14 protein-coding genes and 1 pseudogene are annotated in these 18,017 nt (G+C 43.7%); 2 read left to right on the forward strand and 13 right to left on the reverse strand.

Annotated features, from left to right (window positions below; all coding sequences use genetic code 11):
• Positions 1-473: 473 nt before the first annotated feature.
• The 5 genes and pseudogenes from GFB47_RS07610 to znuA form a co-directional block, all read right to left on the reverse strand.
• Positions 474-3,968, reverse strand: a complete 3,495-nt coding sequence (locus tag GFB47_RS07610; protein WP_225874312.1) for a helix-turn-helix domain-containing protein — start codon at positions 3,966-3,968, stop codon at positions 474-476.
• A 143-nt stretch (positions 3,969-4,111) separates the two neighbouring features.
• Positions 4,112-4,612: a peptidoglycan DD-metalloendopeptidase family protein gene (locus tag GFB47_RS07615; protein WP_178306463.1), complete on the reverse strand. Its 501-nt coding sequence runs from the start codon at positions 4,610-4,612 to the stop codon at positions 4,112-4,114.
• Positions 4,539-5,030 (reverse strand): hypothetical protein, encoded by a 492-nt coding sequence (locus GFB47_RS07620; protein ID WP_153447440.1) that lies wholly within the window; start codon positions 5,028-5,030, stop codon positions 4,539-4,541. Before GFB47_RS07620 ends, GFB47_RS07615 begins: the two co-directional genes overlap by 74 nt.
• An 11-nt stretch (positions 5,031-5,041) precedes the next feature.
• Positions 5,042-5,359 carry a hypothetical protein gene (locus GFB47_RS07625; protein ID WP_153447441.1) on the reverse strand — a complete coding sequence of 106 codons (318 nt, stop codon included), beginning with the start codon at positions 5,357-5,359 and terminating at the stop codon, positions 5,042-5,044.
• Positions 5,360-5,471: 112 nt separating this feature from the next.
• Positions 5,472-6,435: pseudogene (gene znuA, locus GFB47_RS07630) on the reverse strand (zinc ABC transporter substrate-binding protein ZnuA).
• A 91-nt stretch (positions 6,436-6,526) separates the two neighbouring features.
• Here znuA and znuC point away from each other — a divergent pair.
• Together znuC and znuB are read left to right on the forward strand one after the other, a co-directional pair.
• On the forward strand, positions 6,527-7,330 hold the full coding sequence (gene znuC, locus GFB47_RS07635) for a zinc ABC transporter ATP-binding protein ZnuC (RefSeq protein WP_153447442.1): 804 nt from the start codon (positions 6,527-6,529) through the stop codon (positions 7,328-7,330).
• A gap of 3 nt (positions 7,331-7,333) precedes the next feature.
• Positions 7,334-8,119, forward strand: a complete 786-nt coding sequence (gene znuB, locus GFB47_RS07640; protein WP_153447443.1) for a zinc ABC transporter permease subunit ZnuB — start codon at positions 7,334-7,336, stop codon at positions 8,117-8,119.
• Between the two features lie 111 nt (positions 8,120-8,230).
• On the opposite strand, the gene sucD is transcribed toward znuB, so the two are convergent.
• The 8 genes from sucD to sdhC all read right to left on the reverse strand — a co-directional run bounded on the left by sucD (position 8,231) and on the right by sdhC (position 17,980).
• The gene (gene sucD, locus GFB47_RS07645; protein WP_153447444.1) at positions 8,231-9,103 is read right to left on the reverse strand and encodes a succinate--CoA ligase subunit alpha; all 873 of its coding nucleotides are present in this window, start codon (positions 9,101-9,103) and stop codon (positions 8,231-8,233) included.
• Positions 9,103-10,269 carry an ADP-forming succinate--CoA ligase subunit beta gene (gene sucC, locus GFB47_RS07650; RefSeq protein ID WP_153447445.1) on the reverse strand — a complete coding sequence of 389 codons (1,167 nt, stop codon included), beginning with the start codon at positions 10,267-10,269 and terminating at the stop codon, positions 9,103-9,105. Before sucC ends, sucD begins: the two co-directional genes overlap by 1 nt.
• Before the next feature lie 174 nt (positions 10,270-10,443).
• Entirely contained in the window at positions 10,444-11,664 is a 1,221-nt protein-coding gene (odhB, locus tag GFB47_RS07655) for a 2-oxoglutarate dehydrogenase complex dihydrolipoyllysine-residue succinyltransferase (RefSeq protein ID WP_153447446.1), read from the reverse strand.
• A gap of 128 nt (positions 11,665-11,792) precedes the next feature.
• Positions 11,793-14,603, reverse strand: a complete 2,811-nt coding sequence (gene sucA / locus GFB47_RS07660; protein ID WP_153447447.1) for a 2-oxoglutarate dehydrogenase E1 component — start codon at positions 14,601-14,603, stop codon at positions 11,793-11,795.
• 148 nt (positions 14,604-14,751) lie between these two features.
• Entirely contained in the window at positions 14,752-15,465 is a 714-nt protein-coding gene (locus GFB47_RS07665) for a succinate dehydrogenase iron-sulfur subunit (RefSeq protein WP_153447448.1), read from the reverse strand.
• A gap of 14 nt (positions 15,466-15,479) precedes the next feature.
• A complete protein-coding gene (gene sdhA, locus GFB47_RS07670) occupies positions 15,480-17,246 on the reverse strand; it encodes a succinate dehydrogenase flavoprotein subunit (protein WP_153447449.1) in 1,767 nt (588 codons plus the stop codon).
• Positions 17,247-17,594, reverse strand: a complete 348-nt coding sequence (sdhD, locus tag GFB47_RS07675; protein WP_153447450.1) for a succinate dehydrogenase, hydrophobic membrane anchor protein — start codon at positions 17,592-17,594, stop codon at positions 17,247-17,249.
• On the reverse strand, positions 17,588-17,980 hold the full coding sequence (gene sdhC / locus GFB47_RS07680; protein WP_153447451.1) for a succinate dehydrogenase cytochrome b556 subunit: 393 nt from the start codon (positions 17,978-17,980) through the stop codon (positions 17,588-17,590). Before sdhC ends, sdhD begins: the two co-directional genes overlap by 7 nt.
• Positions 17,981-18,017: the final 37 nt, after the last annotated feature.

Here is an 18,017-nt window from a genome sequence, read left to right on the forward strand (position 1 = left end):
ACAGCTATTTTCAATAAAATTTATATTGTCGCTTTTATCATGATAACTTGTCGTTATTTTTATGCGCAAATTAAGCCCAGTCGCGCTATAAATAACCTTGTCGATAGGGAACACCCTAACGAATTTTATTCCTGAGGTGTGTTGAGCAATCAATACACTCGGCAGCAAGCGAAGGTGTCGTTGGCACCCGTGACATAGTCCCCCCGGCCGTGTCACGTTTTTTTTATTCTGGACTGATGAGTGCCATATCTTGAATATGGCACTTGTTGTCACCCTCTTAGTTATCCTTTTTATCTATTACAAATCTACTTTATTTCCCTATTAAAATAAGCACTATTCAAATCAATCACTGCGTCTAACAACCTATTACGGCATAAATTGTGCCATATTGCGGTTGATTGCCTTTGATTTGATTGGTATTAGATAGAATTGATAAGGTTGTAAAAGCCTAGCAGCCTTGATCAGCAACAGTGCTAATCTTGTTGGGTATTTTCAATAAATTTAGAAGGGGTCAGCCCAAAGTGGGTTTTAAAGCGCTGGCTAAAGTAAGAAGGGTCGTTAAAACCGGATTCAAATGCGGTATCAGCCACTTTATAGCCCGACATTAGCATTTCACACGCCTTTTCTAAACGATACTGAGTCAAATAATCCATAAAGGAACGTTCCGTTAAATTTTTAAATTTACGTTGTAAGCTACGCTCTGAAACAAATAATAGTTTGGCTGCCACACTGGTGCCAAAATCAGGATCCGAAAAGTTCTGCTCTACCAAGTCGTATACCTTGGTTAGCCATTGCTCTTTAAGATCAATAAGGACTTTATCATCCCCTTCACTACCATTAATTTGCAAGTGCTTACTATCAATTTCTTCCATATCAACCAAGGCATCTGTATCTAGAATCTCACTTGATTTGGTCGATATCACACCCTCTGCTAATGCATTTATTCGATAGCCATCAATCGGCCATGTCACGATTAATTGAGTCACCTGAGTAATAGTATTGGTGGTAAAGCTAAAGGTTCCACCATTTTGTTGCACTAATTCCGCCATCACCGCTAGAGTGGTATTGAGAGGTTTATGAGTAATAGGCGTAATGTCGAGACCGAATTCTTGAGCTTCATAAGCTAAAATTTCTGACTCTGAAATCCCAATACCTTGATCTTGCACTATCACTTGTAGCTGATTATCTTTTAACTTGGTGGATAAGGTAACATCTTGACCCTTCTTCGCCCGTATCAACGCACTCGCCAGTAAACTATTCAATACAGTATCAAAATTCGCGTAACGTACTCTTATCATGCAATTTGGTGTCTCGTCATATACCACCAATTTAACACCTGCATTTTCAGCATCCAATTGCCAACCTTGAGTAATGGCTTTAATCACCAATGACACCATTTTGCCTTGAGGGATCACTTTTTTCTCACTGGATAAATGCAAAAGACTGATTTGTTCTAAGTAGCTCAACGATTGTTGTAACAACTCTAATTGCGTACTTTTTGAGTATTGATCCATATTAATTTTAATATTTTCAATACACGCTGCCGCTTCTTCACTGACCTCATTAATTAGTGATTCTCGAGTCTCTGCTTGGCGGCGTAACTCGGCATTACTGCTGATCAATAATTGACTTTGATGTTTCAATTGATTAGTTTTCAAATTTATCAATCGACGCAAACGAATGTTCTTGCTCATCATGGCTCGCGCGCGCCAAACAAAAATAGCAAGAATTAGCAGCAGCATTAACACTATGGTTAAAATGGCAAACCAAGAGGTTAAATACCAAGGTTTATCAATAATAAAACGGTATTGAGTATTCTTTTTATTACTACCGAATTGAGACAAAGCTTTAAATTCAATTGCGTAGCTACCAGGGCTTAATTTATTAAACGTCACCTGTGAGCCCTGTAGGGAGACCCAATCATGTTTATGGCTACCCACTAATCGGTATTGTAAATGAGGCACATCCAGATCCGGCAATACCCCAAATAAAAACGTCACACTTTTACCATAACTCAAGTGTAATTCACGGTCTGGATTAGGAGAAATGGCCACCCGAGAGCGATCAAGTAACACTTCTCCAACTATGACATTATTTTCAGGTAATTGAGCCATAAGTAACTGTGGAGTGGAGGCTTGAACCAGTCCAAGTTTGCTGCTGAGTACCAATTGATTACCATCGGGCGATAACGCACAGCCATCGGGTAAAAACTCATTTGAAACCATGCCAAAAGGCGATGAGAAGTGTTTGACTAATAAGCCTGCGGGATTATAAAAGCTGATTCCTTTGGTCGTGGCAAGCCAGGTGCCATTGGCTGCCGTTGCAACACATAAAGCCGAACTATTCGAGTCTTGCAGCGGTACGGGGACGACACGGCTTTTGGCTATATCAATAGAGATCACGCCATAGTTATTCACCGCCCACAGCGTTTTATCACTCACTTGACTAATGCTGTCGGTACCGCCAAACTCTGCGCTAAAGGTATCAAATAAAATACGCCCTTTATGGTACTCATATAAACCATGATCGGTTCCTATCCAAACCCGCCCATATTTATCCGCATATAAATCGGTAATATCTCCGTTAATCGTGCCCTTTTGCATCCAAGTCAGGGAAAAGTTTTTTATACTATTATTGGTTGGGAAATAACGATACAAGCCAGATGCAGTTGAAAACCATAGCGTTTGTGCCGAATCCGCACTTAAATGGGTAATGGTATCGTTAAATCGGCCTTCCTCCACATTGATTTTCTGATTATGGTAGGTGATCGGATCAAAACACCATAATTCATTATCCCGAGTAAGCCAATATTGACTTTTTACTCTGACAATACTACGAATATTTCCGGTCATTATACGTTCTACTTTGGCCGCTTTATCACCATTTTTAGCAGCATGAATTCGATATAACCCGGTTGTCGTCGCCAACCAACTATCGCCATCATTATTAACTAACATATTGTTAATTCGACCAAATGGAATTTGATTTTTTTGTGTGCCAAAACGTACGCGCTTAAACATCGCACTTGATTGTGAGTAATAACTGACTCCACGCGCGGTGGCTATCCATATCCCCCCTTTTTGATCTAAGGCCAGATCAAAAATCGAATTATTAGCGAGGGAATAATCATCTTGATAGTTGGCTTGAAATATTGTGGTTGAAGCTTGGTGAATATTATAAACCAACAAGCCATTTTGAGTGCCTATCCAATAATCGGTTGCGCTTATCGCGATACTGGTGACATCTTCACTCCCAATACTTTGTGGTTGCAGCGCCCCTGTGGTTCCATTAAGCCACTTAACCCCTGTTTGCGTAGCCAATAAAATTCGATCTTGTTGTTGGTCATAATAGATTTTATTGATGCCTGTTATTTCATTACCGGTCAGCTTTTTTATCCCGGTGTCGCCCAATAAGAAAACCGCATATTGAGTACTCACCACCCAGTGTTGATGAATAAAAACAGCCGATTCTATTTGAACATCTTCCCCAATAGCTGCTTGCGTGATCTCAACCGTTGGAATAGAACGAACTTTTCCGGTGGTTAAATCATAACTATGAAAAAATTTTGCCGAAAATGCCCAGATCTTGCCACTAGAATAGCCGACCTTTATAAATGATTGCGCATTGACTAAATTTAACACCACATCACGCTGACCGTCAGACGATAAACGATAAAGCTTATTCGCCTCTGTGAACCAAAAATCACCATCGGCATACACCATATTTTCGGTATTACCATCCAGACTTCGATTTTTATTGGTGAGTAGGTGCTGCCCATCATAGAAATGAATATGATTGCGAATATCTTGAACCCAGATACCACCTTTAGGATTTGGAAACAATTTTTTGGCCGTCAGGAATTGCCCTTGCGTTTGGCTAGGTAACGGATAAAAAATTGAATTTGCATCTAGTGCATTAACTGAAAATGAAATCATCAGTAATGCGAATAAACGCCCAATACGCAGCATCACGAGCAAGCCTTAACACAAAATAAATAGAACTCAGCGCGGGATGGTTTTTTTATTGATATTTCGCGCTAATAATTATGAATGTCTAATTTATCCTAGTTAGGAAATACAAGAAAGGAGAACGACTATTTTGGGGCTGTTTTTTAAAACGGATCACTTAATTGATGAATTAATACACGATTTTTTTGTTTAAATTGCGCGCTCTGCCGTTGAGTTAGCCCGCTTGCTTGCGGCAAAGGTGCAAGCATTGCATTCACCGGAACCCCCTCTTTCCTTAATTCATAATGCAAATGAGGCCCAGTAGAGCGACCAGTATTACCTGACAAAGCAATCACTTCATTTTGGTGAACCTGTTGTCCTACCTTAACCAAAATTCGACTCAAATGTAAAAAGCGAGTGCTGTAAATTGGGCCATTTTTGATCACTACATATAAGCCAGCTAAGGGATGCTCCCCTACTCGTACAACCTGCCCTTCCCCTGTCGCCAATACTGGTGTGGCAACGGGTACCGCGAGATCGGTGCCATAATGCGGAGCAATTCGGTGTGTGACCGGATTTAAACGTTGTGGATTAAAAATCAGAACTGATCCTATAAGGCTGTGACAGCGGCCAACGACGTAAGGTTTTCTGATTACTGCTACCATCGGGAGCATAGAATTGCCCATTATCAGCCCGTAGTAATAACCAGTGTTGATGCTGGGTGCGATAACTGACTCCGATCACTTTTCCTTGACCGACAATTTGATTTCCAATGACATTCTGCGCAATAGCAACCTTTAACTGGTCCCCTAATTTGGCTTGACGAGTAACATCAATATCCCAATACAACGCTTGATAAATACTGCGTATTTGTGGTGGGGTTAACCCTATATCCGAAGCTGTGTGGAAAAAATTGCCTTCCATACTGGCTCGGTAAATTCGAGTTTTATGAATGCCTTTTTTACGCAATGGACGATACTGATATTGGCCATTTTCCCAACGAAATTGACTGACTAATTTAGGGGTGCGGAAAATGGATAATGATGCGATTTTGCCTGTCGAGGTTAATTGCCACTCGATCACTTGATTGTCTTTTATTTGCAGCGCGGTGTGGAGTTGGCTTTGATTAAGGCCAATAAATCCGCTGACTTTAAACCATATAAATCAAAAATAGTTTTGAGGCTTTGACCATCTGTTACGGTATGGCTATGGATAAGATCGGGTGTACTTGTGGTATGGACAAGTTCGGGTAGGTTTGATTGCGCGTGTTGCTGCCCAGTGAACTGTTTTTCTTGCTCTAAAAATGCAGGGTCATCGCGCTCGATCACTGCATCATAAGGCTCACTTTGCTGTTGACTGTTATTGAAATGTGGCTTGCTGTCAAGATCAGGAGTTCTAAGCTTGATAACCAAAGTAATAATGACCGCGATTAAACTCAGTCCGAGTAATAATAAACCACCCCCACCGGATAAGGTGGCGTGGTTTATATTGATGAAATAAGTTCAATTTGAACAAGCAGATTTCCTAGCGAGTAAGACAAGTAGAGAAACTATGCCCTAAATCTTGTAGGAAGGTAAAATAGGATCCTGGTTTAACCGGATAATCGGTGGCTAAAGGATCCAAAGAGCCGTGCTTTACATTCGTGCCTCTGGTAACAGAATCGATCACGGCTGGAGTAAATTTGCGGTTCAGAAAACACACAATAGGCTTTATCTGATTGCAACGCAGTTCTAATCGTAATAAGTGTTTTAGCGCCAGGTCGGCGATCGGGAGAAACTGTAAAATGCCCGAGGTTATTTAGCCCAAAGTAATTTTCATAATAACTGTAGGCATCATGAAACACATAATAGCCGTGAGATTTCACGGGGGCTAATTGTTGTTTAATTCCAGAAATTGTGGCTGAAAGATGAGTAACAAACGCTTGATAATTTTTTTGATACGTCGCTTTATGTTCAGGATCCAGTGCCATTAATTTATCACTGATCACTTTCGCCATTTGTTGTGCTTGTTGTGGACCAAGCCATAAATGCGGATTATAGCCACCGTGATGGTGATGGCCATCATCGTGATCTTCATGTGCGGCATGGTCGTGGCTGTCATGGTCGGCATGGTCATGATCGCCTTCTTCACCATACTTCAACTTAGTAATTTGATCCGATTGATCAAGTTGTAAGGTATTAGTATTCCCTTCCAGTGCGCTCTCTAAAAAGGATTCTAAACCAGGTCCAACCCAAATAAATAGATCGGCACCTTTAATTTTTCTCATATCAGATGGTCGTAATGCATAATCGTGAGGAGACGCAGTCGCATTGAGCAGTACTTGTGTATCGGTCACACCTAATGTCAATTCTTGAGTAATAAGCTGCAAAGGTTTAATTGATGTCATCACAGTTAGCTTTGTCTCTTGGCTCATCGCTTGAGCCGAAGTGAACAATATTGCCACCGCCAATGTGAATTTTGTCCATTTACTTCCGATACTTTGGTGCATTTTCATCTCCCTTATATAAAATACAGCGTATTGGTAAACTGCGACCGCAATGTTACTATATAACATAACAATTACTCAAGTTGGTTTAAACATGTCTGATCTCATTCAATTACAAGACGTCACGGTTAAGTTTCATGATAAAGCGGTGTTAAGTAATATTAGTTTAACCGTCCAAAAAGGGCAGATCACCACAGTGATCGGTCCCAATGGTGCCGGCAAATCAACGTTAGTCAAAGTGATGCTAGGTCTACATAAAACCTATAGCGGCAGCATAACGCGGATTAAAAAACTTCGGATTGGTTATGTACCGCAAAAACTCAGACTTAACGACAGCTTACCGTTAACGGTCGATCGATTTCTGAGCTTAGCAGGACGTTATAGTACTCAAGAGAGGATGGAATCGTTGCGTTTGGTGGGGGCGGAAAACTTAGCCACGAATGATATGCATAAACTGTCTGGTGGTGAAAACCAACGAGTATTATTAGCCCGAGCATTATTGCAACGACCCGATTTATTAGTATTAGATGAACCTGCGCAAGGGGTTGATGTACAAGGCCAAATAGAACTGTACGCCTTAATTAACACCATTCGCCAGCGATTTGGTTGCGCAGTATTTATGATCTCTCACGATCTTCATTTAGTGATGGCGCAAACCGATGAAGTTATTTGTCTGCAACATCATATTTGTTGCTCTGGCGCACCAGAAGCCATTACTCAGCACCCTTCTTACCTTGCCATGTTTGGTCAAACCGCCAAAGATACTTTAGCGGTTTACCACCACCAGCATCATCATCACCATGATTTATCTGGCGAGGCAATCGAAGATGAAGCTACTGATTGTGAGCACCAACATTGCTCACATTCTTCATCACACACACCCAAAAGCGGTCAATAATCTATGTTTGATATACTTTTCCCTTCCGTTCTTGCCGGCTTAGGTATCGCCATTATTGCGGGGCCACTTGGGTCTTTAGTGGTATGGCGTAAGATGGCGTATTTTGGCGATACATTAGCGCACGCCTCATTGCTTGGTTTGGCACTGGGTTTCTTGTTAGATGTGAATTTATACCTTTCTCTGGTGGTTTGCTGTCTTGCCATTGCCTTGATCCTGGCTACTCTGCAAGAACAAAAAGTAGTCGCTACTGATACTTTATTGGGGATTTTAGCCCACAGTGCGCTGTCTCTTGGTTTGGTGGCGGTGAGCTTTTTAGATAATGTTCGTGTCGATTTAATGAGTTATTTGTTTGGGGATTTACTGGCCGTTAGCCCATCTGATCTGATCTTTATTTACATCGGCGGTATTGTGACCCTATCGCTACTGGTGTATTTTTGGCGGCCTTTATTATCCTCATCCATTAGTGAAGAATTAGCCGGAGTTGAAGGGGTAAATGTCCCTTTAATGCGAGTGGTATTAATGCTGTTGGTTGGACTAGTGATTGCAGTTGGCATGAAGTTTGTTGGGGCTTTAATTATTACCTCGCTCTTGATCATCCCCGCTGCCACCGCAAGACGATTTGCACGAACACCCGAGCAAATGGCAATCGGTGCCTCATGCATTGGTGTGGTATCGGTTTTTGCAGGCTTAAATTTATCTTGGTTTTATGACACCCCCGCCGGCCCTTCGGTGGTGATTTCAGCTACAGCGCTGTTTATGCTTAGCCAATTTAAGAAAACCAATGCTTAGGTGATCTGTTTTTAAAACTTTAAACCAACAAAAAGGCCACTTTTCAGTGGCCTTTTTCTATTACTCATTACCTACAATACTTGAAGCGACCGCTTGAAGTATGAAGGTTGATTACCAACCAGTAATTTCGCGCAGTGCTTTACCAATATCGGCTAGGCTCTTCACGGTTTTAACCCCAGCCGCTTCTAGTGCTTGGAATTTATCTTCCGCCGTGCCTTTACCACCAGAGATGATAGCGCCAGCATGGCCCATACGCTTACCAGCAGGAGCGGTCACCCCTGCAATGTAAGACACTACAGGTTTGGTGACGTGATCTTTGATATAAGCCGCCGCTTCTTCTTCAGCAGTGCCGCCGATTTCGCCAATCATCACAATCGCTTCAGTTTCTGGATCTTCTTGGAACAACTTCAAGATATCAATAAAGTTAGAGCCAGGGATCGGATCGCCACCAATACCAACACAAGTCGATTGACCAAAGCCTTCGTCTGTGGTTTGTTTTACCGCTTCATACGTTAATGTTCCTGAGCGTGACACAATGCCGACGCGACCTTTCTTATGAATGTGTCCTGGCATGATACCAATCTTACATTCATCGGGAGTGATCACCCCTGGGCAGTTAGGACCAATCATCACCACACCCGCTTCATCTAGGCAGACCTTAACATCGACAAGATCAAGCGTTGGAATACCTTCGGTGATAGTAACGATAAGCTTAATGCCCGCGTCAATAGCTTCTAGAATCGCATCTTTACAAAATGGCGCGGGTACATAGATAACCGATGCGGTTGCACCTGTGGTTTCGACAGCTTCACGCACGGTATTAAAGACCGGCAAACCTAAGTGAACCGTGCCGCCTTTACCAGGAGAAACACCACCCACCATTTGAGTGCCGTAGTCCAATGCTTGCTCTGAGTGGAATGTACCTTGACCACCAGTAAAACCTTGGCAGATAACTTTTGTATCTTTATTAATTAATACTGACATTATTTACCCTCCGCAGCAGCTACAACTTTCTCTGCAGCTTCCGTTAATGACGTTGCTGCAATAATATTTAATCCACTTTCAGCTAATTTCTTCGAACCTAGTTCAGCATTGTTGCCTTCTAAGCGCACCACAACCGGTACTTTTACGCCAACTTCTTCCACCGCGCCGATAATGCCTTCTGCAATCAAATCACAACGAACAATGCCGCCGAAGATATTCACCAATACCGCTTGAACGTTATCGTCTGACAAGATGATCTTAAAGGCTTCGGTTACGCGCTCTTTGGTTGCGCCGCCGCCGACATCAAGGAAGTTCGCCGGTTGACCGCCATGCAAGTTAACGATATCCATGGTGCCCATTGCCAAACCTGCGCCATTGACCATACAACCAATATTGCCATCCAGCGCAACATAGTTTAATTCCCACTTAGCGGCATGCGCTTCGCGCTCATCTTCTTGTGTAGGATCATGCATTTCGCGCAATTTAGGATGACGATACATGGCATTTGAATCGATGGTGATTTTGCCATCAAGACACACTAAAGAACCATTGCCCGTCACCACTAGAGGGTTAATTTCTAATAAGGCCAAATCACATTTATCAAACATCGCACCTAGACCCATAAAGATCTTAGTGAATTGTTTAATTTGGTCGCCTTTTAAGCCTAATTTAAACGCCAATTCACGGCCTTGGTAGGGTTGAGGACCGACCAATGGATTGATTGTCGCTTTGTGAATAAGGTGAGGCGTTTCTTCTGCTACTTTCTCAATTTCCACGCCACCTTCTGTCGAGGCCATGAAAACCACTTTACGAGAACCGCGATCCACCACCGCGCCAAGGTATAATTCGTTAGCAATATCAGACGCCGCTTCAACCAAAATTTTACGTACTGGCTGACCTTTAGCATCAGTTTGATAAGTGACTAGGTTGCGGCCTAGCCATTTGGTGGCAAATGCTTTAATGCCATCTTTAGTATCATGCAGCTCAACTCCGCCCGCTTTACCGCGACCGCCAGCGTGAACTTGGCATTTTACTACCCATTTATCACCCGAAATTTTACCTGCGGCATCAGCGGCTTGTTGTGGAGTATCGCAAGCGTAACCTTCAGGTACAGGCAATCCAAATTCAGCAAACAATTGTTTCGCTTGATATTCATGCAAATTCATAGTGTTACTTCCGTTTTTTTTATCCGTAAGGAATTATTATTTCCATTAGCATTTACACTAAAATGCTATTTCGTAAATGCTATCTCGTAGGGTCTTTCGGTGTTGCTCATCTGATATGGGAGCCGACTAAGCGTTAGTTTAGATAAACGCTCACTTAGTCGGGATCAGATCCGCTTATACGTCAAGTAATAAGCGAGCTGGATCTTCCAGCAATTCTTTAATTGTGACTAAGAAGCCCACTGATTCACGACCATCAATTAAACGGTGATCATAAGACAATGCAAGGTACATCATTGGCAGGATTTCTACTTTGCCATTGACGGCCATTGGGCGATCTTGAATTTTGTGCATACCTAAAATAGCTGCTTGTGGCGGGTTAATAATCGGGGTAGACATTAATGAACCAAACACACCACCGTTCGTGATAGTAAAGTTACCGCCCATTAAATCTTCCACTTGCAGCTTGCCGTCACGACCTTTGATGGCGAGCTCTTTAATGCCTTTTTCAATATCAGCAAAGCCGAGTAAGTCACAGTTTTTCAGTACTGGAGTCACTAAACCGCGCGGGGTTGAAACCGCCATGCTGATATCAAAATAGTTATGATAAACAATATCATCACCATCAATCGAAGCATTTACTTCAGGGTAACGCTTAAGTGCTTCTGTCACGGCTTTCACGTAGAAAGACATAAAGCCTAAACGAGTGTCGTGACGTTTTTCAAACTGATCTTTATATTGCGCGCGAAGATCCATGATAGGTTTCATGTTCACTTCGTTAAATGTGGTTAGCATCGCGGTACTATTTTTCGCTTCCAGTAGGCGTTTTGCTACTGTTTTGCGTAAGCGAGTCATTGGTACGCGTTTTTGAGTGCGCGCCGCCGCTGGTGCTTCTAGTTCTGCGCTGCCTTTCGTTTCGGTCGTTGCTGCACTGGTTTTAGCCGCGTTAGCAAGGTGAGCATCCACATCTTCACGCGTAATGCGACCACCGACACCGGTGCCTTTTACTTGTGAGACTTCAAGACTGTGCTCAGCCATTAAGCGACGAACCGCTGGGCTTAGCGCATCGTTAGTTTCTTCTGATAACGCAGCCGTATGGCGTTTATCTGGAGAGGCTTCGGTTGACTCAGTCGTGTCTTTGGTCGGTTCGCCCGCCACTGCGCCAGGTTTTAACTTAGCAATCACTTGCTTCGATAATACCGTGGCACCTTCTTGTTCAATGATCGCTTCTAATACGCCATCTTCAGGTGCAGGAACTTCTAAAATGACTTTATCGGTTTCGATTTCCACTAAGATATCGTCACGCGAAACGGCATCACCGGGTTGTTTGTGCCATGTTGCTACCGTTGCATCGGCAACAGATTCTGGTAGGTCTGGAACAAGAATTTCAATGGTCATAATCTGTCTTATCCTTTTGAGCTGATTAATGCTAGCCCGCCCTTTGGCAACCGCTAACACTCAATTATTTTTTGAGTCAGTGGTAAATCAATACCACTGACGAGCATCGCTAAAAAAATGTAATCGCGTTAAAAACTCAAGTTCAATGAATCTTCCACTAACGATTTTTGTTGCTTCAAGTGAACCGACATATAACCGACCGCCGGTGACGCAGAAGCTGGACGACCTGCATATTTCAAGACCGCACCATCTGGCAATGCAAAGCGCATATTATGTTGACTGCTATACCATGCACCTTGGTTTTGCGGCTCTTCTTGACACCAAACAAAGTCTTCTACATTGGTATATTGTGCGATAGCTTGGCTGACATCCTCATACGGGAATGGGTAAAGCTGCTCGACACGGACAATCGCCACATCATGCTGTTCGTTTTTACGGCGCTGCTCAAGTAAATCAAAATAGACTTTCCCCGAACATAAAACCACTCGCTTGACTTGGCTTGCATCAAGTTCATCCACCTCAGGAATCGCCGGTTGGAACGTCCCTTGTGACAGCTCTTCGAGGGTTGAAGTACACAATGGATGACGCAGTAGCGATTTCGGTGACATCACGATCAACGGGCGACGCATTGGGCGCACCACTTGACGACGGATCATGTGATACACCTGAGCCGGTGTTGATGGCACCACCACTTGCATATTTTGCTCAGCGCACAGTTGTAAATAACGCTCTAAACGTGCCGATGAGTGCTCAGGACCTTGACCTTCATAACCATGAGGAAGCAAAAGTGTTAAGCCGCATAAACGCCCCCATTTTTGCTCACCAGAAGAAATAAACTGATCGACCACCACTTGCGCGCCATTGGCAAAATCACCAAACTGAGCTTCCCAAATGGTTAAGCCACCTGGTTCTGCCGTGGCATAGCCATATTCAAACGCCAATACCGCTTCTTCTGATAACACTGAGTCATACACTTGGAATGGCCCTTGTTTATCATGAATATTCGATAATGGAACATAAGTGCTTGCGTCATCTTGGTTATGTAGCACCGCATGACGATGGAAGAAAGTACCACGGCCAGAATCTTGACCCGAAATACGAATACGCTTGCCATCATCAACAATCGTGGCATAAGCCAAGGTTTCAGCCATGCCCCAATCAATCGCTTTTTCACCATTGGTCATTAATTGGCGATCGTTGTAGAGCTTAGACACTCGACTTTGCAATTGATGACTATCAGGGAACTGGCACACTTTATTAGCCAATTCAATTAAGCGGTCATGGTCAACCTTATTGGCCCACTCTTCATTCCACTCATGGTTGATATAAGGTGCCCAATCAACCGAATGCAATGCCATTGGGCGGAATTCTTTCACCACCACTTCACCGCGATCTAAAGCATCACGATACTCGTTCACCATTTGCGTCGCCGTTTCAAGTTTAATCTCTTTTCGATCGACTAAAACATCAGCATAAAGCTTACGTGGCGTTGGGTGTTTTTTGATTTTTTGATACATCAAAGGCTGAGTCGCGTTTGGCTCATCCGCTTCGTTATGACCATGACGGCGATAACAAACCAGATCAATCACAACATCTCGCTTAAAGGTATTACGGTAATCCAGCGCCACGCGAGTGACAAAGGCTACTGCTTCAGGATCATCGGAATTGACGTGGAAAATCGGTGCCTGCACCATCTTGGCGATATCGGTACAATACATGGTTGAACGCATATCACGCGGATTTGAAGTGGTAAATCCAATTTGGTTATTGACCACGATACGAACCGTACCGCCGACTTGATAACCACGCGCTTGAGACATGTTAAACGTCTCTGCGACCACACCTTGTCCGGCAATAGCCGAATCGCCATGAATGGTGATCGGCAGAACTTTACCGCCATCTTTATCGTTTAAACGATCTTGACGGGCACGGACCGAACCAATGACTACTGGGTTAACAATTTCAAGATGTGATGGATTAAAGGCTAACGCCAAATGCACATCCCCACCAGGGGTGGCAAAATCAGCTGAGAAACCTTGATGATATTTCACATCACCGGTGCCCCATGATTCGCCGTGTTTACCGGCAAACTCATCGAATAAGTCTTGTGGCTTTTTACCTAACACGTTAATCAACATGTTCAAGCGGCCACGGTGCGCCATACCAATAACCACTTCGCGCATGCCTTGTGTTCCGGCTTGGCGAACCAATTCTTTGATCATTGGAATAAGAGCATCACCACCTTCTAATGAGAAACGCTTCGCACCTGGGAATTTTGCGCCTAAATAACGCTCAAGCCCTTCTGCGGCGGTTAACTCATCAAGGAACGTGGTTTTCTCTTCTAGCGTAAAGCTACCTTCACCAATCACAGATTCCAAACGGTCTTGGATCCAGCGTTTTTCTTCTGTGTTGGTGATGTGCATATACTCAGCACCGATTGAACCACAGTAGATTTTATTGAGAGCTTGGAAAATATCTTTAAGTGCCATGGTGTCTTGCCCGACGGCAAAAGACCCCACGTTAAATGACTCATCAAAGTCATCTTGGGAGAGGTTATGGAAAGCAGGATCCAGTTCAGCAACCGATTCACGCTTCCAAATATTGAGAGGATCAAGGTTCGCAGCTTGGTGCCCACGGAAACGGTAAGCATTGATTAACTGGAGAACTTTTACTTGTTTTGCATCGACATCAGGATCACTAACTTGGACATTGTAATGCTTTGTTTCTTTCGCGAGTCGTCTGAAGTAATCACGAACACGTGAGTGAGGTTGTTCCTCTTGTGAAGCTTGCGTTGGCAAAGCTTCAAACACACGTTTCCATTCATCACTGACCAGATCCGGATCACTAAGATACAATTCGTAGAGATCTTCTACGTAAGTTGCATTGGCGCCAGCCAAGTGTGAAGACTCGAGCCATGCCTTCATCACGCCGTTGTGCATATTTTCCCTTAACCGTTATGGTTTTTCTATGCTTTGGCCATTCCTAATATTGTGCATTTACTGTAGCCAGTATTTGCCTAATACCAGTGTTGACCTTTGAAATAGTCGGCCCGAAGACCGACAGCAAACTCAATTTTTCAAATAAGTGTTAGACTGAACGATTAATCAGCATCGACTTGATATGACCAATCGCTTTAGTCGGATTTAATCCTTTAGGACAAACGTTAACGCAGTTCATGATCTCATGGCAACGGAAAACGCTAAATGCATCGTCAAGATCTGACAAGCGTTCATCTGTTGCGGTATCACGACTGTCAACCAACCAACGATACGCCGCCAATAGACCAGCAGGACCGATAAACTTATCCGGATTCCACCAGAATGATGGGCATGAAGTGGTACAACACGCACACATAATGCAGTCATATAATCCATCAAGATGCGCACGATCTTCTGGTGATTGTAAATGTTCACGCGATGGTGGTAATTCACCATCATTAATCAAAAATGGTTTCACTTTGGCGTAGTTGTCGTAGAACTGCGTCATATCGACAATCAAATCGCGCACCACTGGCAAACCAGGCAATGGGCGAATCACCACTTTACCTTTACCAAGCAGCGCTGACAATGGGGTAATGCAAGCTAAGCCATTCTTACCATTCATATTTAGGCCATCTGAACCACATACACCTTCACGACATGAGCGGCGGAATGATATGCTGGCATCTTGCTCTTTTAACAAAATAAGTGCATCGAGCACCATCATGTCGGAACCTTCTTCCACGTCCAACGTGTAGTCTTTCATGTAAGGTTTATTATCGACATCTGGGTTATAGCGATACAGAGAGAAAATTACGTTCATTGTTCTTTACTCCCTTAGTAAACACGAGCTTTAGGTGGAAAGGCTTCACGCAACACGGGTTGCATGTTGACATCACGTTTGGACATGGCTTCAGTCACCGGATTGTAGATAGAATGGCATAACCAATTGGCATCATCACGATCTGGGAAGTCAAAGCGAGCATGAGCGCCACGACTTTCGGTACGATAGTTCGCTGCCACTGCGGTCGCAAATGCTGTTTCCATCAAATTATCCAACTCTAAACATTCAATACGTTGGGTATTAAACTCGGTTGATTTATCTGACAGGTAAGCATTTTTTAAACGCTCACGGATAAGTTTTAGTTCTTCTAAACCTTTTGCCATTGCATCGCCTTCACGGAATACCGAGAAGTTATTTTGCATACAGCTTTGTAAATCTTTGCGAATTTGGAATGGGTCCTCGCCGCCGGTACTGCTTTCCCAACGATTGTAACGAGCAAGTGAGGCTTGAATATCTTCATCAGTTGCTGGTTTTGCTTCCGCTTGTGCCGCCAATGTTTCGCCCAGATGCAAACCGGTTGCACGGCCAAATACCACTAAATCAAGCAGTGAGTTTCCGCCTAAACGGTTGGCGCCATGCACCGAAACTGAAGCTATTTCACCACAAGCAAATAAGCCTTGAACTTCGCTATCGCTGCCATCAGCATTTTGCTTAATAGCTTGACCCGATACCTGAGTTGGAACGCCACCCATCATATAATGACAAGTTGGAATAACAGGGATAGGCTCTTTCACTGGATCAACGTGAGCAAAAGTACGAGAAAGCTCTAAAATACCCGGCAGGCGAGCATCCAAAACCTCTTTACCTAAGTGATCAAGTTTCAATTTAATATGAGGCCCCCAAGGACCTTCACAGCCACGGCCTTCACGAATTTCAATCATCATGGAACGCGCGACCACATCACGGCCGGCTAAATCTTTGGCATTAGGTGCATAACGCTCCATAAAGCGTTCGCCATCTTTATTAAGCAGATAACCCCCTTCACCACGACACCCTTCAGTCACTAGCACGCCAGCGCCAGCAATACCGGTTGGGTGGAATTGCCACATTTCGATATCTTGCATCGGAACGCCCGCGCGCAGCGCCATACCCACACCATCTCCGGTATTGATATGCGCATTGGTGGTCGATTGATAAATACGGCCGGCACCGCCAGTGGCTAAAATAGTCGCCTTAGCTTTAAAATAGCAAATCTCGCCAGTTTCCATGCAAAGCGCGGTGGTCCCTAAAACGGCACCATCTTCATTTTTGACTAAATCCAGCGCATACCACTCAGAAAAGATAGTGGTCTTGTGTTTAATATTTTGCTGATAAAGGGTGTGCAATAAAGCGTGACCAGTACGGTCAGCGGCAGCGGCAGTACGAGCCGCTTGCTCACCACCAAAATCTTTTGATTGACCACCAAATGGGCGTTGATAAATCGAACCATCTTCAAAACGAGAGAAAGGCAAGCCCATTTTCTCTAATTCGATAACCGACTCAGGACCATTTTTACACATGTACTCAATCGCATTTTGATCACCAATGTAATCCGACCCTTTAACGGTATCGTACATGTGCCATTGCCAATCATCTTGATGCGAGTTACCCAATGCAACGGTAATGCCGCCTTGAGCAGAGACCGTATGAGAACGAGTTGGGAATACTTTTGATAGCAAGGCACATGATAGGCCTTGCTCTGAAATTTGTAAGGCAGCGCGCATACCCGCACCACCTGCGCCAATGACAACGGCATCGAATTCACGAACAGGAATAGACACTTAGACACCCCACAAAATAAATAGGCCAGAGAAGAAATACGCTGATAATGCAACAATCACTGCAAATTGAACCAGTGCGCGCAGTTTAGCGGGTTTAATATAATCGGTGATCACTTGCCATAAACCAATCCAAGCGTGAACCAGGATGGCCACCAAGGCGATCATGGTAAAAACTTTGGTAAAGGTTCCGCTAAAAAATGCAGTCCAGCTGAGGTAATTAATGTCGCCGCCAAAGGCAATAGAGCACACCATATACAAGGTATACAGTGTCAGTAGGATGCCGGAAGCGCGAATTAATAAATAATCGTGAACGCCATTGCGCCCAACAGAAGAAATCGATTTTACCATACTAAGATCCCCGCCAGAATTGATAACACAGCGGCAACCGCCATCACAGCTTTGGCACTTAATGCACCACTTTCAAGTTCTTCAAAATATTTCATATCCATAAGCAAGTGACGAATACCACCCGCGATATGATACCCCAAGGCGGTTAAAATGCCCCAGAGAATGAATTTGACGAAAAAACCGTCGACTAAATTTGCCGCTTGGTTAAAACCTGCGGGAGAGGATAGGGAAATAGCAAGTAGCCACAATAAAATGCCCACCGCAACAAACATAATCACACCAGATACACGGTGTAAAATAGACGCTATCGCAGTTATCGGGAAGTGTATGGTTTGTAAATCAAGGTTTACTGGTCTGGATTTTTTTTCTTTCACGGTTTTGCTCACTCAGCTCCATCTAGAGCATTTATAGTTATCGACATAG

It is taken from the genome of Vibrio algicola (assembly GCF_009601765.2).
In the GTDB taxonomy this organism is placed as follows: domain Bacteria; phylum Pseudomonadota; class Gammaproteobacteria; order Enterobacterales; family Vibrionaceae; genus Vibrio; species Vibrio algicola.

What these genes read in the sequence shown, in the direction of transcription:
- odhB (WP_153447446.1), bottom strand. Translation starts at nt 11,664, where the DNA reads ATGACCATTGAAATTCTTGTTCCAGACCTACCAGAATCTGTTGCCGAT.
- sucD (WP_153447444.1), bottom strand. Translation starts at nt 9,103, where the DNA reads ATGTCAGTATTAATTAATAAAGATACAAAAGTTATCTGCCAAGGTTTT.
- znuB (WP_153447443.1), top strand. Translation starts at nt 7,334, where the DNA reads ATGTTTGATATACTTTTCCCTTCCGTTCTTGCCGGCTTAGGTATCGCC.
- GFB47_RS07615 (WP_178306463.1), bottom strand. Translation starts at nt 4,612, where the DNA reads ATGGTAGCAGTAATCAGAAAACCTTACGTCGTTGGCCGCTGTCACAGC.
- sdhD (WP_153447450.1), bottom strand. Translation starts at nt 17,594, where the DNA reads ATGGTAAAATCGATTTCTTCTGTTGGGCGCAATGGCGTTCACGATTAT.
- GFB47_RS07610 (WP_225874312.1), bottom strand. Translation starts at nt 3,968, where the DNA reads ATGCTGCGTATTGGGCGTTTATTCGCATTACTGATGATTTCATTTTCA.
- sucC (WP_153447445.1), bottom strand. Translation starts at nt 10,269, where the DNA reads ATGAATTTGCATGAATATCAAGCGAAACAATTGTTTGCTGAATTTGGA.
- znuC (WP_153447442.1), top strand. Translation starts at nt 6,527, where the DNA reads ATGTCTGATCTCATTCAATTACAAGACGTCACGGTTAAGTTTCATGAT.
- sucA (WP_153447447.1), bottom strand. Translation starts at nt 14,603, where the DNA reads ATGCACAACGGCGTGATGAAGGCATGGCTCGAGTCTTCACACTTGGCT.
- GFB47_RS07665 (WP_153447448.1), bottom strand. Translation starts at nt 15,465, where the DNA reads ATGAACGTAATTTTCTCTCTGTATCGCTATAACCCAGATGTCGATAAT.